The following is a 15,275-nucleotide window of genomic DNA, read 5'->3' as shown; positions in this document are numbered from 1 at the left end:
TCGCGTGGGAGCATTCGAACATGACTGAACACGACGGCGAGCTGCCCGCTGCCGAAAACGAGGCCGCCGACGGGCAGCCCGCCGAGCCGCAGGCCGCGGAGCAGCAGGCCGCCGACGGGCAGGCTGCGGAGCCGCGCAAGGACCAGCGCTCCAAGCAGCACGAGCCGTATGTTTCCGGCGGGGCTGAGTCCACCCGGGAAATGCGCGAAATGTCCCGCCGCCGTCGGGAAGCCGAAGAGAAGCTTCAGCAGCACCTTCTCGAGGCCAAGGAAAAGCCGGCCGAAGACTAGCGCCGGGCACCAGGCCGCCGGGGCACCTGCAGGTTCCGGCGCTTAGACCGGCGTCCCGAGTCCGGCGAGCCGCAGCATGACGGCCAGGCCTTCCGGGGTGCCCGGCCAGTGGCGCCGGACGGCGTCGGCCCCGGCGCGGGAGACCACCGAGCGCAGCACCAGCGCCACGATCACGACGTCGTCTGCGTACCCGATCACGGGAATGAAGTCCGGAACGAGATCGATCGGGGAGGCCAGGTAGACGAGCAGGAGTGCCAGCCGGACCCGGACCCCCACCGCCACCGACCGGTCCGCCAGCAGGCGGCGGATCAGCCGAAGCAGGTCCGGCAACAGCCGCAAGGCGTCTTTCATAGTGACGGTCTCGGGGTGCCGCCGGGCATAGGCCCACAGCAGCAACAGCAGGACGGCATAGACCGCCAGTACGCCGCCGATGACCCCGGCAACAGTTTCCCATCCCATGGCTAGATCATATGGCCCTAGCCGAGAACGGCGTCGAACGCGGTGCCCGTCAGCGGGGCCTGCGGCGGCAACGCCCGGTCCGGCCGCTCCGTCCGGATGGCGTCCTCAACCAGCGCCACGGGCCGCCGCCACGCGTCGGAGCCCGGCTCCATGGTGTCCACGACGCCGATCAGCATGGCCAGCAGGCGGATCATGTCCGTCATGGAAATGTCGCTGCGCAGGGTGCCCTGCCCCTGGCCCCGGCCCAGCAGCACGGCGATGGATTCAATCAGGCCGCCCGTGATGCCGGTCAGCAGCCCGCGCCGGCCCGCGACGGCTCCCAGCAGGTTGGCCTCTTCGCTGGCAACACGCATCGTGGCATCGATGACCCGGAAGAGCCCCGCAGCGGCGTCAGGATCGGCCAGGGCCTCATCGATGGCCGGATCCACCTGCAGCCGGAGCTGCTGGTTCAGGGCAGCGAGCACCAGCTCTTCCTTGTCGGCGAAATTCCGGAAAAGGGTGGCAGGACCCACCCCGGCGGTGACGGCAATGGTCTGCAGCGGAACCTCGGGACCGTGCTCGCGGAAGCACTGGCGGGCCGCGGCGATGATTTTGTCCACGTTGCGCGCCGCATCTGCGCGGAGCGGCCTGCGGTCTACTGCCCGGTTCATTTGCCTAGGGTAGCAATGCTGAGGGTGCGCGAACCTGTTACCGGCGGGTAGTGAGTTATGTGACGGCGGCCGGGGTGCGCCCGGCCGCTGCCGGGGTGGAATCACATGAAAGACTGGTGCAGGGCAGCCTTGGAAATTTTCGCCCCGGCTGTCCCGACTGAGTGAAGGGAACCACCACATGCTGGTCGCATTCTCCGTAGCACCCTCCGGTGACCCCGCCAACGGGCAGGCGCCCGGCGACGCGTCGGTCCACGACGCCGTCGCGGCGGCGGTGCGGATCGTCCGGGAGTCGGGCCTGCCCAACCGGACAAGTTCCATGTTCACCGAGATCGAGGGCGAGTGGGACCAGGTCATGGACGTCATCAAGCGGGCCACGGAGGCGGTGGGCGCCTACGGTTCCCGCGTCTCGCTGGTCCTCAAGGCGGACATCCGGCCGGGCTACAGCGGTGAGCTGACCGGCAAGGTGGAACGGCTGGAAAACGCCATCGACGGCCAGGGCGCCGGCGGGACCGGGCCGCAAATTCCTGCCCGGCCCGGAACCTAGGGCCGGACCGCACGCCGAAACCCGGGCGGGAGAACCGCGCCCGGAGGGGTACCGCCGGGCCCGGGCGGCTGGAACACTGGGGGCATGATCGAGCATCAGTCCACCCCCGGCTGGGTCGCCGTCGAGAACTTCCTCTCGGACGCAGTGGTCCGCCCGGACCGTTCCCTCAAGCGCGCCGTGACCAGCGCCCTTGAGGCAGGCATGCCGCCCATCGAAGTGGCCCCCAACGCCGGCAAACTCCTGAAATTGCTGGTCCAGCTCTCCGGCGCCCGCCGCGTCCTGGAGATCGGCACGCTGGCCGGATTCAGCACCATCTGGCTGGCCCAGGGGCTGCCCGACGACGGCCGGCTGGTCACCTGCGAATACCTCCCCCTGCACGCCCGCGTCGCGCGCGCCAACGTTGACGACGCCGGGCTGGGCCACAAGGTGGACATCCGGGTCGGCGCGGCGCTGGACACCCTGCCCGAACTGGAAAGGGAGGCCGGACCGCCCTTCGATTTCGTGTTCATCGATGCCGACAAGGAAAACAACCCGCACTACCTGGACTGGGCCATCCGGCTTGGCCGGCCCGGCACCACCATCGTGGTGGACAACGTCGTGTGGGAAGGTGCGGTGCTGGACGCGTCGATGGACCCGGTCAACGCCCCCGGAATCATCAGCACGCTCCAGATGATGGGCGATGACCCGCGGCTGGACGGCACCGTGATCCAGACCGTGGGTTCGAAAGGCTGGGACGGCTTCGCCCTCGCGATCGTCCGCTAGGCACAGAATGTCCGCCAGGGTGCACGGGCGCCTGCGTCAGCGGACCCCGTGAAGCGCCCGGTAACCCCCAAGTGCTAAGTATGCTTAGATTGCTTGTCGACGGCGCCAGCGATGGCGGCGCGGCCGCGGACGCGCAGGACTTCAGCCACGTGGCCGGGCCCGCTCCCGATCCGCACAGCCCGAATCAGCCCAGCCCGAAGGAACACAGGCAGTCGAAATGAACGGGATCCCCATCTCCCACCACCCCCTACCTGTCCGGATCAGCTCCGCGGCCGCAGACCTGGAGACGATCAGCCCCCTGCTGTCCGAGGCGCAGGCCGCCGTCGGCGATGTCCCGGCGCTGCTGGAGCTGGCCAAGTCGGCAGCGGCGGCGGCGCCCAAACCCGGGGACGGCCGGACCGCGTTCCTGTGGGAGATTCTGGCCTCAGTGACCGCCGTCGATGTCGCCGCCGGACGTGTGCTGGAACCACAACTGGACGCCGTGGCGATCCTGGCCCAGGCCGGCGACGACGCCGCACAGCACGGCCGGGCCTGCCCGGATCCCGACGATACCGACTTCGAGGGGACTTGGGGAGTGTTCGCCGCCGAGGCGCCCGGTTTGCGGCTTGAAGCCAAGGAATCCTCAGACGGCTGGATCCTGCAGGGGTCCAAGCCCTGGTGCTCGCTCGCCGCACAGCTGGACCATGCCGTGCTGACGGCCCATCTGGAGGCAGGCGGCCGGGCCGCCTTCGCCGTCGACCTCCACGCGGACGGCGTGGGCTTCGCGAATCCGGAGTGGACCAGCCGCGGGTTGCGCGAGATTCCCAGCGGAACAGTCCACTTCGAGGCCGTTCCAGCCGTGCCCCTCGGCGGCGCCGGCTGGTATTATCAGCGTCCGGGTTTCGCCTGGGGCGGCATGGGCGTGGCCGCCTGCTGGCTCGGCGGCGCCATCGCCGTGGCGCGCAGCTTCGCTGACTCCCTGCGGCACGCCGCCGACGGCGGACGGGAACCGGACCAGATTGCGCTTGCCCACCTCGGTGAGATTGACCGAACGCTGGCCGCCCTGACCGCCTACCTGGCCGGCACGGCCGCGAGGATCGACGCCGGGGAGCTCTCGGACCGCGGTGCGTGGAAGGAAGCCCTGCGTGTGCGCGGCAGCGTTGCCACCGCCGTCGAACGCGTCCAGACGCTCGTGAGCCAAAATCTCGGTCCGGCCCCGCTCGCCTTTGATGAGCGCTACGGAAAACGGATGGCCGATCTCGCCCTGTACATCCGCCAGCACCACGCGATGCGCGACGACGCGCAGCTGGGCGCCCTGGCGCTGGCCGAAAGCAACCCATGGTGACTTTCACCCACAACGATGCCGGGACGTCCGAGGCCGCCTGGGCCGGCAGCCGTGCCGCCGGGCTGCCGGACCTGCCGCTGGATGACGCAGCGCTCGCCGGCCGGGCCTTCATTGTCCTGGCCGCCCACCCGGACGACGAATCGCTCGGGGCCGGCGGGCTGCTGGCCAGGCTGCACTCCGTCGGCGCTACGGTCCGCGTGGTGCTGTGCACGGCGGGGGAAGGATCCCACCCCGACTCGCCCACGACGACGCCGGAACAGCTCGCCGCGGTCCGGCTGCAGGAGTTCGGCGACGCCCTGAAACGCCTTTCCGGGAACGGGGCCGGGGACACAGCGTGGCAGTGCCTGGGCCTGCCCGACGGACAGCTGGCCGGGCGCCGGGAAGAGATCCGGGCCGCGGTCCGGGAGGCGGTCCGGGAGGCGAGGGCCGCATGCGGGCGCGCGGCCGGCGAGGTCGTTCTCGTGGCGCCCTACCGTTCCGACGGGCACACCGACCACGACGTCCTCGGATCCGTTGCCGCCGAGCTCAGCGCCGCGGCGGGCCACGCTCTCCTCGAATACCCCATCTGGTACTGGTTGTGGGCGGCACCAGACGGACAGGACGACGGCGACGTCCCGGTCGGGATGGCCGGCCCGGCCGGACCTGACGACCCGGCCGGCGGGGCATGGCGTGGCTGGTTCCGGCTGCCGCTGCGCCCGGCGGAGCTGGAGTCCAAGGCCGCCGCGATGGCGGCACATGTGTCCCAGGTGCGCCCGCTCTCCGGGCTGCCGGGCGACGAGGTGCTCCTGCCTCCAGCCTTCCTGGCGCATTTTGAGCGGACCTGGGAGACGTTTGCCTGGCACCCAGCGGCCGCCCCGGCCGACGGCCCGGCTGACGGGCCGTCGGTCATCCCGGCGGTCGCCCGTGCGGACGGCCCGGGCGATGACGGGTCCCCACGGCCCTTCGCCGCGGGCGACGCGGAGCGCGTCTTCGATGCGGTCCACGCCCGGGAGGAGGACCCGTGGCAGTACACCTCGAGCTGGTACGAGCAGCGCAAACGTACCCTCACGCTCGCCGCGCTGCCCGGCAGCAGCTACACGGCCGGGTTGGAGATCGGCTGCTCCATCGGGACCCTGAGCGTGGAACTCGCGCCGCGGTGCGGAAGCTTCCTCGCCGTCGACGCCAGCGGCACCGCCCTGGACCATGCTGCCAGGCGGCTCGAGCACCTGCCCGCGGCAACGACGCGCCACCTGACCGTCCCGAACGAATGGCCGGACGGATCGTTCGACCTGATCGTGATTTCAGAGGTGGGCTACTACCTCTCGCCGGCAGAGCTTGCCGGACTGTTCGACCGGATTGAAGGCTCGCTCATGCCTGGCGGAACCCTCGCACTGTGCCACTGGCGGCACCCCATTTCCGGCTGGGAACTCGACGGCGACGCGGTCCACGCCGCGGCCCGGCGGCACCTGGGGTGGGCCGGCGGCGGGACCTACCAGGAGCGCGACTTTGTGCTCGAGGTGTTCCTTGCGCCGGACGCTGCACCGGGTGCCGGGCCGGGCCTGGGCGGCCCCGAACGGATGCGGTGACCCCGGTGGCGGCGTTGCCGTTGCCGCGCGGGCACCGCATCGACCGGGTCGCCGTCGTCATGCCCGCAAACAACGAAGAAAACCACCTGGAACTGGCGCTGGAGGCCGTTCAGCGGTCCGCGGACGCCCTGCGCAGGGTCAGGTCCGACGTCGACACCCGTGTGACGGTGGTGCTGGACAGTTGCACGGACGGCTCCGCCGCCGTCACGGCCCGCTTCGCAGCCTCGGACCCGCGGTTCAGCGCACTGGAGGTCAGCTACCGCAGCGCCGGCGCCAGCCGGGCCGCGGGCGTCCGGGCCTCCGGCATCGGCGTGACCCGGCGGCGGCCGCCCGGCCAGCGCTGGACGCCGCCGCCCTGGGCCGGCCGGACCTGGCTGGCCAACACCGACGCCGACTCCCGGGTGCCGGAGAACTGGCTGGTGCGCCAGTTGGAGTTCGCCGACGCCGGGGCCGACGCCGTGCTGGGCTCCGTGGAACCGGACCCCGCCGGGATGGACCCTGAACTGCTCCGGCGCTGGCACGAACGCCACCCCTTCCGCGAGGACCACCCCCACATCTATGGCGCGAATTTCGGGGTCCGGGCTTCCGCCTATCTCGCCGCCGGAGGGTTCTCCCGGGTCACCTCCGAAGAAGACCGGACCCTGGTGCACAGCCTCCGCAGCCGCGCCTTCACGGTCACGGCAACGGACAGCATCAGGGTCATGACCTCCGGCCGGACCCATGCCCGGGCACCCCACGGCTTTGGCACCTACCTCCGGAGCCTGGGCCACCTGCTGCCGCCTGCCGGCTGAAGATTCATTGACGCCGGGACCGGGCCGCTCCACACTGAAGAAGTGACGGACGATGCGAAAGAACCCAGCATTGATCAGGTTGTCGAGCGTCTGGCTGCCAGGTTTCCGCACGTACCGCGGATGCACATCGCCGGGATTGTCGGCGAGGAGTTCGATGCCCTGAACGCAGGCCGGATCAGGACCTACATACCCACACTCGTTGAGCGCGGCGCCCGCGTGCGGCTGAAGAGCGAGTTCGGGCTCAGCGCCGCCGACGACTGACGCACGTGACGCCGCTCCCTAGCCGCGAGTTCGCCGGATACGCGCCACTCGGCATCCGCGAGTTCGCCGGATACGCGCCACACCGCCGTAAAATTCCGGCGGGCACGCAGCCTTCCGGCGATTTCGACGGCGGCGGCCGGCCTGCAGTGCCCGTGAGGGGCGGAGCGCGGGGGTGAATCCCGGGCCGGGGCAGGACTCGCTGTCAGCCGTCGCCGGACTCAGCACCGACGAAGCTGCCCGACGGCTGAAGCAATGCGGTGCCAACAAACTGCCCGAGCCCCGTCCGGTCCCCGGCTGGCGGAGGCTCCTGGCTGAGCTGACCCACTTCTTCGCGATCATGCTCTGGGTGGCGGCCGTCTTCGCGATCATTGCCGGCATGCCGGAACTGGGCATCGCCATCGTGGCGGTGATCCTGATCAACGGGGTGTTCGCCTACATCCAGCAGGAACGGGCCCAGCACGCCGCCGCCAAGCTCCGCGAACTGCTCCCGGCCATGGTGTCGGTCCGCCGGGACCACCGCGTCATCAAGGTCCACTCCACCGAACTGGTGCCGGACGACGTCGTGGTGCTGGTCGCCGGCGACCGCGTTCCGGCGGACCTCCGGCTTGCCCTGGCCACCGGCTGCGAGGTGGACGAGTCGATGCTCACGGGCGAAAGCGAGGCAGTCGCCAAAAACCCGGGCGACGCCGCCTTCGGCGGGACCTTCCTGGTCAACGGGCACGCCGAAGGCGTGGTCTCGGTGACGGGCGGCCAGACCCGGCTCGCGGAGATCGCGTCCCTGACGGGTAAAGTCGAACCCCCCACCAGCCCGCTGTCGCTGGAACTGCAAAGAATCGTCCGCATCACCGCCACCATGGCCCTGGGCATCGGCGCCCTGTTCTTCGTCCTCTCGCTCGTCATCGGCATTTCCTGGCGCGATGCCTTCCTGTTCGCCATCGGCGTGGCCGTCGCGCTGGTCCCCGAGGGCCTGCTGCCGACCGTCACGCTCTCCCTGGCCGTCGGCGCGCAGCGGATGGCCAAGCGCAACGCGCTCGTGCGCAACCTCCAAGCCGTGGAGACCCTCGGCTCCACGACCTTCATCTGCACAGACAAGACCGGAACCCTGACGCAGAACCGGATGAACGTCGTCGAGGTCTGGACCCCGTCCGGGCTGCTGACCATCAATGGCCAGGGCTACGGCCCCGAAGCCGAGATCACGGGCGGCGGCCTTCAAGAAGCCCGGCGGCTCAGCGTCGCTGCCCGCGCCGCCTCGGTGGGGCGCGCCGTCCTCCACGAAGACCGCTGGATAGCCGAGGGGGACCCGATGGAGGCGGCCATCGACGCGCTCGCCGTCCGCCTCGCCCTTCCGGGCGAACAGCCGGAATGGCCGACGCCGTCGCACCGGTACGCGTTCGACTCCCGCCGGCTTCGGGAATCGGCAATCGTCGGCACCGCCCTCTTCGTGAAGGGGGCCCCGGAGTCCGTGATTCCGCTGTGCCTGGCCCCCGGCGGCGGGGCTTCGGATCCCGGCCCGGACCGGGCCATGGACATGGTCGATGAGATGGCCGCCCGTGGCCTGCGGGTACTCGCCGTCGCCCAGCGCAGCCTGCCCGGGCCGCCCGGCGCCACGTTCAAGCTGGAAGACGTCGAGGCCGGGCTGACGCTGCTCGGCCTGATGGGCCTGCACGATCCTCCCCGGACCGAGGTGAAAGTGGCACTCCAAGCCGCCCGCGACGCCGGAATCAAAGTGGCGATGGTGACCGGCGACCACGCCTTCACCGCCGCCGCCATCGCCCGCGAGACAGGGCTGCTCGGCCCCACGGAAACCGTGCTGCAGGGACCGGACCTGCCCGGGGATGACGCCGTCCTGGCCGCCCTGCTGGACCGCGACGGAGTGGTGGTCAGCCGGGTGACGCCGGAACAGAAGCTCCGCGTGGCCCGGCTCCTGCAGGGCCGCGGGCATGTCCTGGCCATGACCGGCGACGGTGTCAACGACGGCCCGGCGCTGCAGCAGGCCGACATCGGGGTCGCGATGGGACGCAGCGGCACCGACGTCGCCCGTGAGGCCGCCGACCTCGTGCTGCTGGACGACGACTTCGCCACGATCATCGCCGCGGTGGAGCAGGGCCGTGCCACCTACGCGAACATCCGGCGCTTCCTGACGTACCACCTGACGGACAACGTCGCGGAGCTCACCCCCTTCGTCATCTGGGCCTTGTCCGGCGGCCACTTCCCCCTGGCGCTGGGCGTGCTGCAGATCCTGGCCCTGGACATCGGCACCGACCTGCTGCCCGCCCTGGCCCTGGGAAGCGAGGCGCCCAGCAAGGGGACGCTGAAGCGGCCGCCCGAGCGCCGGCACCTGATGGACCGCGCCCTCATGTTCCGGGTGTTTGGGCTGCTGGGACCGGTGGAGGCGCTGATGGAAATGACGGCGTACACGGTGGTGCTGCTCGGTGCGGGGTGGCGGCCCGGCGCCGAGCTGCCGGCTAGCGACGTGCTCATGGCGGCGTCCGGAGCTGCCTTCACCACGGTTGTCCTGGCCCAGCTGGCGAACGCCTTCGCCTGCCGCAGTGCCACCGTCCCGCCCTGGCGGCTGGGCTGGTTCACCAACAGGCTGCTGCTGTGGGCCGTGCTGGCCGAGCTGGGGCTGCTGTGCGTGTTCCTGTTCCTCGGACCGTTGGCGGCGCTGCTGGGCCAGGCGCCGCCAACGCCGGGCGGGCTGGCGGTGGCGCTGGCCGCCGTTCCCGCCGTCCTGCTCGCCGACTGGCTGTATAAGATCGTCCGCCACCGCCGGGCTGGTTCCCCCGGAAGCTCTCCCGCCGGCGGCTTTCCCTCAGGCGGCACCGGAGCCGGCGGCGGCGCGCGGGTCCAAAGCCCCTGACCCCGGGACACCGGTCCCGCGCAGTATGGGTCCACCGACAACGCACAGGAGTTCCGACATGGCTGAATCGCCCGTGATGTGGTTTGACGAGATCGGCATGGCCGACGTCCCGCGGGTCGGCGGGAAGAACGCCTCGCTCGGCGAGCTCATCCGGACCCTCCAAAGCGAGGGGGTACGGGTCCCCGACGGGTTCGCCACCACGGCCGCCGCGTACCGCTCGTTCGTCGCGGCCAACGGGATCGACGCCGCCATGCGATCGCGCATTGCCGCCTACCGCTCCGGGGCCGCCACGCTGCGCGCCACCGGCGAGGCTGTCCGGGAGCTGTTCCTGGCCAGCGAGTTCCCCGACGACATCGCCGAAGCCATCCGCGCCCACTACCGGACGCTGGGGGACCGGGCCGGCCTGGACCGGCTCGCCGTGGCGGTGCGCAGCAGTGCGACGGCGGAGGACCTCCCGGACGCGAGCTTCGCCGGGCAGCAGGAGACCTTCCTGAACATCGCGGGTGAGCGGGAACTGCTGGACGCCTGCCGCCGCTGTTACGCCTCACTCTTTACGGACCGGGCCATCAGCTACCGCGAGGTCAAGGGCTTCGACCACATGGACGTCGCCCTCTCCATCGGCGTCCAGCGGATGGTGCGCTCCGACGTCGGGGCATCCGGGGTGATGTTTTCCATCGATACCGACTCGGGGTTTCCCCGCGCCGCCGTCATCAGCGCGGCCTGGGGCCTCGGCGAAACCGTCGTCCAGGGCACCATCAATCCGGACAAGTACCTGGTCTTCAAGCCGCTCCTGACGGAGTCCGCGGCCGCGGAGGGCATCGCCCCGATCATCGAGAAATCCCTCGGCTCCAAGGCCAGGAAAATGGTCTACAGCCGCGGCGGGAGCGCCCGCACCCGGATGGTGGACACCTCGGAGGCCGAGCGCCGTGCCTTCGTGCTGGGCGACGCCGAGATCCTTGCCCTCGCCCGCTGGGCCGTCACGGTCGAAAACCACTACGGCCGGCCCATGGACATGGAATGGGCCCGCGACGGCGAGACCGGGGAACTCTTCATGGTCCAGGCCCGGCCCGAGACAGTCCAGTCGCTCCGGACTGGTCCCCGATTCACGGTCCACCACCTGCTGGAACAGGGGACGGTGCTGGCTGCCGGCGCGGCCATCGGCGACTCCATTGCGCACGGCACTGCCTGCGTCATCCGGACCGCGGCGGACATCGCGAAGTTCCGCGACGGCGCCATCCTCGTGACCGAAATGACCGACCCCGACTGGGTGCCCATCATGAAACGGGCCGCCGGGATCGTCACGGACCACGGCGGCCCCACGAGTCACGCGGCGATCGTCAGCCGCGAGCTGGGTGTGCCCGCCGTCGTCGGAACCGGCAACGCCACGGCCGTCCTGGCCGAGGGACGGCCCGTGACGATCTCCTGCGCCGAGGGCGATCTGGGCCGCGTGTACGACGGCACCCTGGCGTTTGAAACGGAAGACGTGGACCTGGGCGCGCTGCCAGAAACCCACACTGCGGTTATGGTCAACATCGCCAGCCCGGCCGCGGCCTTCCAGTGGTGGCGGCTGCCGGCGGACGGCGTCGGGCTCGCCCGGATGGAATTCATCATCAGCAGCCTGATCCGCGTCCATCCCATGGCACTGGTCCACCCGGAACGGGTCACGGACCCCGCCGAGACGCAGCAGATCCGGGAGCTGGCGCAGGCCTATGCGGACCCGACCGAGTACTTCGTGGACGCCCTGTCGCAGGGCATCGCCAAGATCGCCGCACCGTATTATCCGCGCCCCGTGATTGTCCGGCTCAGCGACTTCAAGACCAACGAATACGCCCACCTGCTCGGCGGGGGCGCCTTCGAGGAACCGGAAGAGAATCCCATGCTTGGATTCCGCGGCGCTTCGCGGTACTACGACCCCCGTTACCGCGAGGGGTTCGCGCTCGAATGCGCCGCGCTCAAGCGTGTCCGCGAGAAGCTCGGGTTCACCAACGTCATTGTCATGGTGCCGTTTTGCCGCACGCCGCAAGAGGCGGACAAGGTCCTGGCCGTGATGGCCGAGCATGGTTTGGTCCGCGGCAGCAACGGTCTGCAGGTCTACATGATGTGCGAAATCCCGTCCAACGTGGTCTTGGCCGAGAAGTTCGCCACGCGGTTCGACGGGTTCTCGATCGGCTCCAACGACCTCACACAGCTGGTCCTGGGCGTGGACCGTGACTCCGGCCAGCTCGCGGCGCTCTTCGATGAGCGGGACGAGGCCGTGATGGCGATGATCAGCGAAGCCATCCGGAAGGCCCACGCCGGCGGCATCAAGATCGGCATTTGCGGGCAGGGACCGAGCAACCATCCGGAGTTCGCCGCGTTCCTGGTGCGGGAAGGGATCGACTCGATCTCCCTGAATCCGGACAGCTACCTCAAGACCGTGCCGCGGATCGCGGAAGCGGAGGCAGAAGCAGCGAAGGCAGCGTCAGCCAGGACGGCGTAAGCCGGGAAACTCATCCCGGTAGCGGGGCCCGCCGCGCGCTTTCCCCGGACCGCACCCTGGCGGCTGCGCCGTGGCGGCCGGGGCCGAGAGAGCGCAGGGCGTTGAGGATCGTGGCGAGATCCACCAGTTCCTGGGACAGGGCGCCGGCGATGGCCGGCACGTAGCCCGCGGCCGCGGCCAGCATGAGGGCCACGCTCAGGGCGATGCCGATCCAGATGCTCTGCAGCGCCACCTGCACGGTGCGTTGGCCGATCCGGACGGCGGTCGCCACCTTGGAGAGGTCATCGAGGATGATCACGACGTCGGCCGACTCTCCGGCCGCCGTCGAGCCGCGGGCGCCCATGGCGATTCCGACGTCGGCGACCGCCAGGACGGGGGCATCGTTGACGCCGTCGCCGACCATCATGACCGGACGGTCCGGCAGTGACCTGACGGCCTCGACCTTGTCCCGCGGCAGGCACTCGGCGCGGACATCGGTGAGCCCTGCCTCGTCCGCGATGTGCCGTGCCGTGGCGAGCGCGTCCCCGGTCAGCATGACCGTCCGGCGCACGCCCAGGTCCTTGAGCTCGCCGAGGGTGCGGCGGGCCTCTTTGCGGATGGGATCGCTCATCACCAGGGAACCCACGAAATTTCCACTGGCACCGACGTAGATGGCGAGCTCGCCGCTGGCCAGCCCCGTCTCCACCACGCCGGACGCCCACTCCGCGACGAACGCGGGCTTGCCCACCACCACGTCCTGGCCGTCGAACCTGGCGCGCACCCCGTGGGTGGCGAATTCGGTGGCTTCGGTGGCGGCCGCGAAGGGCAGGGCCCGGTTCCGGGCGGCGTCCATCACCGAGGCGGCCAGGACATGCGAGGAATACTGCTCCGCGGACGCCGCCAACTGCAGGACCTCGTCTTCTGCGAGTGGCCCGGCGGTCCGGATATGCACCAGGGACGGGCGCCCGTACGTAAGGGTTCCCGTCTTGTCGAAGGCGGCCGTCTTGATCCGGCTCAGCTGTTCCAGCACCCCGGCGTACTTGACGATGACGCCGGAGTGCGCGGCGCGGCTCATGCCGCCGAGGAATGCCACCGGCGCGGCAATCAGCAGGGGGCACGGCGTGGCCACCACAAGGACTTCGGCAAAGCGTTCCGGGCTGCCGCTGATGATCCAGCCCACGGCGCCGAGCACGTACGCGAGGGCCGTGAACGGCACAGCATAGCGGTCAGCGAGCCGGACCATGGGCGCCTTGCTTTCCGCCGCCTCCTTCACAAGGGCGACGATCCGGCTGTACTGCGAATCCTCCATGCGCGCCGTGACCCGCATCCGGACCGCGGCCTCACCGTTCAGCGACCCGCTCATGAGGCCGTCCCCGGCGGACCGCTCCACCGGCAGGCTTTCCCCGGTGAGCGAGGACTCATCGAACGATCCGGACTCGGAGAGCAGGACGCCGTCCAGCGGCACCACCTCGCCGGGCTTGACCAGCAGGATGTCCCCGATCTCGACGTCGGCGGCCGCCACGTCCTCGTGCTGGCTCTCTGTGTGGGTTCCGGCTGTGTGGGTTCCGGCGGCGGGGGAGCCGTTGCGCTCCCGGTGGGCCGTCTGCGGGACGCGTTCGAGCAACGCGGTGAGTTCGCCCTTGGCCCGGCCGGCGGCGTAGTCCTCAAGGGCAGTGCCGCCCGCGAGCATGAGTACGACGATCATCGAGGCGATGTACTCGCCCACCAGCACGGTGCTGACGATGGCGGTGACGGCCAGGATGTCGATGCCGAACTGCCCGCCCGCGAGCCGGCGCGCCATCCCGACGGCGAGGTAGGCCGCCACGGCCAGGGCATAGACGCTCGCAGCGGCCCGGGCTATGCCGTCCTGGCCTGCAGCCACAAGGACCAGCACCGCCAGCAGGACAAGGAGGGTCCCGGCCACGAGCGGATACCGGAGCACGAATTTCACGGAGGTTCCGCCTTAGCTTCGTATCAGTTTTGGCGTCTCCCTGAATCCTACTGCGCGGCCGCAACCGGCTTGCCGCGGCAGCCTCCCGGACCGTCCCCGGACCCGGCATGAGAGGCTGGAAGAACATCCGTCCCGATCAATCCGGGCCGGCGCGCCGGACCCAACAAATGTAACGTCCCGCGGCGCAGCACAACCGATGCCAGGAGGAATGACGTGCAAAGCAGTTCAGAGACCGTCGACACCCGGACCGCCCTGGTGGTGGGGGCAAGCGGAATTGCCGGATCCGCCCTGGTGGACAGGCTCGCCGAGGAGGGCTGGGACGTGGTGGGGCTCTCCCGCAATCCCCTCCGCCGCCGCGGCGTACGCCATGTGAACGCGGACCTGACCTCCGTGGAGAACCTGCGCGAGGCCCTGGCAGGTGTTTCACCCACCCATGTGTTCTACACCGCCTGGTCCAGGCGGAAGACCGAACAAGAGAACATCGACACAAACGCGGGCATGCTGCGGAACGTCCTCGCCAGCCTCAACGGCAAGCCTGTGAGGCACGTCGCCCTCATGACCGGGCTGAAGCATTATCTGGGCCCCTTTGAAGCGTATGCGGCCGGGGAAATGCCGGACACCCCCTTCCGGGAGAGCGAGCCGAGGCTGCCGACGCCGAACTTCTACTACGCCCAGGAAGACGAGTTGTGGGCAGCGGCCGCGAAACAGGACTTTGGCTGGTCCGTGCACCGGGCGCATACGGTGATCGGGCATGCAGTCGGGAACACCATGAACATGGGACTCACGCTCGCCGTTCAGGCATCCATCTGCAAGGAACTGGGCCAACCGTTCATCTTCCCGGGTTCCGAGACGCAATGGAACAGCCTCACGGACATGACCGACAGCGGTCTGCTGGCGGACCACATGATCTGGGCGGCCACAGCGGACAACGCGAGCGACGAGGCCTACAACATCGTCAACGGCGACGTCTTCCGCTGGCGGCGCATGTGGCCTGCGCTGGCAGGCTACTTCGGGGTCGAACCGGTGGGCTACTTCAACGAACCCCGCCCCCTGGAGCAGCAAATGCGCGGCATGGAAGGCGTGTGGGCGGACATCGCCGCCCGCCACGGGCTGGCCGAACCCGATATGGCACGGCTGGCATCCTGGTGGCACACGGACGGCGACCTGGGCAGGAACCTCGAGGTGGTCACGGACATGAGCAAGAGCCGGCTCGCCGGCTTTACCGGGTACCGCCGCACGGAAGACGCGTTCCTGCAGCTGTTCGACCGCTACCGTGCGGACCGCTTGATTCCGGCGGCCTCCTAGGCTGCGACACGGCCGCGCGGGCCTTTCAGCACTGGACCGGCCGTGACCGGCGAGG

General features: G+C 70.1%; 13 protein-coding genes. 10 read left to right on the top strand and 3 right to left on the bottom strand.

Annotation, left to right across the window (positions count from 1 at the left end):
• The first annotated feature begins 20 nt into the window (after positions 1 to 20).
• On the top strand, positions 21 to 290 hold the full coding sequence (locus C566_RS21490) for a hypothetical protein (protein ID WP_018774842.1): 270 nt from the start codon (positions 21 to 23) through the stop codon (positions 288 to 290).
• Positions 291 to 332: 42 nt separating this feature from the next.
• Here C566_RS21490 and C566_RS0113305 read toward each other — a convergent pair whose 3' ends face one another.
• Together C566_RS0113305 and C566_RS0113300 are read right to left on the bottom strand one after the other, a co-directional pair.
• Complete coding sequence (locus C566_RS0113305; RefSeq protein ID WP_018774841.1) at positions 333 to 749, bottom strand: YkvA family protein; 417 nt, start codon at positions 747 to 749, stop codon at positions 333 to 335.
• Between the two features lie 17 nt (positions 750 to 766).
• On the bottom strand, positions 767 to 1,399 hold the full coding sequence (locus C566_RS0113300; protein WP_018774840.1) for a TetR/AcrR family transcriptional regulator: 633 nt from the start codon (positions 1,397 to 1,399) through the stop codon (positions 767 to 769).
• Between the two features lie 178 nt (positions 1,400 to 1,577).
• Between C566_RS0113300 and C566_RS0113295 the strand changes: the two genes are divergently transcribed.
• The 8 genes from C566_RS0113295 to ppsA all read left to right on the top strand — a co-directional run bounded on the left by C566_RS0113295 (position 1,578) and on the right by ppsA (position 11,985).
• Positions 1,578 to 1,943 carry a thiamine-binding protein gene (locus tag C566_RS0113295; protein ID WP_018774839.1) on the top strand — a complete coding sequence of 122 codons (366 nt, stop codon included), beginning with the start codon at positions 1,578 to 1,580 and terminating at the stop codon, positions 1,941 to 1,943.
• 84 nt (positions 1,944 to 2,027) lie between these two features.
• Positions 2,028 to 2,705, top strand: a complete 678-nt coding sequence (locus C566_RS0113290) for an O-methyltransferase (RefSeq protein ID WP_018774838.1) — start codon at positions 2,028 to 2,030, stop codon at positions 2,703 to 2,705.
• A gap of 217 nt (positions 2,706 to 2,922) precedes the next feature.
• Complete coding sequence (locus C566_RS0113285; protein WP_018774837.1) at positions 2,923 to 4,029, top strand: acyl-CoA dehydrogenase family protein; 1,107 nt, start codon at positions 2,923 to 2,925, stop codon at positions 4,027 to 4,029.
• Complete coding sequence (locus tag C566_RS0113280) at positions 4,023 to 5,594, top strand: bifunctional PIG-L family deacetylase/class I SAM-dependent methyltransferase (RefSeq protein WP_018774836.1); 1,572 nt, start codon at positions 4,023 to 4,025, stop codon at positions 5,592 to 5,594. The genes C566_RS0113285 and C566_RS0113280 overlap by 7 nt, the downstream gene beginning before the upstream one ends.
• On the top strand, positions 5,591 to 6,385 hold the full coding sequence (locus C566_RS0113275) for a glycosyltransferase (RefSeq protein ID WP_018774835.1): 795 nt from the start codon (positions 5,591 to 5,593) through the stop codon (positions 6,383 to 6,385). The genes C566_RS0113280 and C566_RS0113275 overlap by 4 nt, the downstream gene beginning before the upstream one ends.
• Positions 6,386 to 6,427: 42 nt before the next feature.
• On the top strand, positions 6,428 to 6,646 hold the full coding sequence (locus tag C566_RS0113270) for a three-helix bundle dimerization domain-containing protein (protein WP_018774834.1): 219 nt from the start codon (positions 6,428 to 6,430) through the stop codon (positions 6,644 to 6,646).
• A 172-nt stretch (positions 6,647 to 6,818) separates the two neighbouring features.
• Positions 6,819 to 9,506: a cation-translocating P-type ATPase gene (locus C566_RS0113265; protein ID WP_018774833.1), complete on the top strand. Its 2,688-nt coding sequence runs from the start codon at positions 6,819 to 6,821 to the stop codon at positions 9,504 to 9,506.
• Positions 9,507 to 9,564: 58 nt separating this feature from the next.
• Entirely contained in the window at positions 9,565 to 11,985 is a 2,421-nt protein-coding gene (gene ppsA / locus C566_RS0113260; protein ID WP_018774832.1) for a phosphoenolpyruvate synthase, read from the top strand.
• Positions 11,986 to 11,995: 10 nt separating this feature from the next.
• Here the strand turns inward: ppsA and C566_RS21485 are convergent, their stop codons facing one another.
• Positions 11,996 to 13,915 (bottom strand): heavy metal translocating P-type ATPase, encoded by a 1,920-nt coding sequence (locus C566_RS21485; protein ID WP_018774831.1) that lies wholly within the window; start codon positions 13,913 to 13,915, stop codon positions 11,996 to 11,998.
• A 213-nt stretch (positions 13,916 to 14,128) separates the two neighbouring features.
• Between C566_RS21485 and C566_RS0113250 the strand changes: the two genes are divergently transcribed.
• The gene (locus tag C566_RS0113250; RefSeq protein ID WP_018774830.1) at positions 14,129 to 15,220 is read left to right on the top strand and encodes an SDR family oxidoreductase; all 1,092 of its coding nucleotides are present in this window, start codon (positions 14,129 to 14,131) and stop codon (positions 15,218 to 15,220) included.
• Positions 15,221 to 15,275 lie beyond the last annotated feature (55 nt).

This window comes from Arthrobacter sp. 131MFCol6.1 (genome assembly GCF_000374925.1).
Taxonomy (GTDB): domain Bacteria; phylum Actinomycetota; class Actinomycetes; order Actinomycetales; family Micrococcaceae; genus Arthrobacter.
This window is presented reverse-complemented; position numbering and strand designations above follow the sequence as displayed.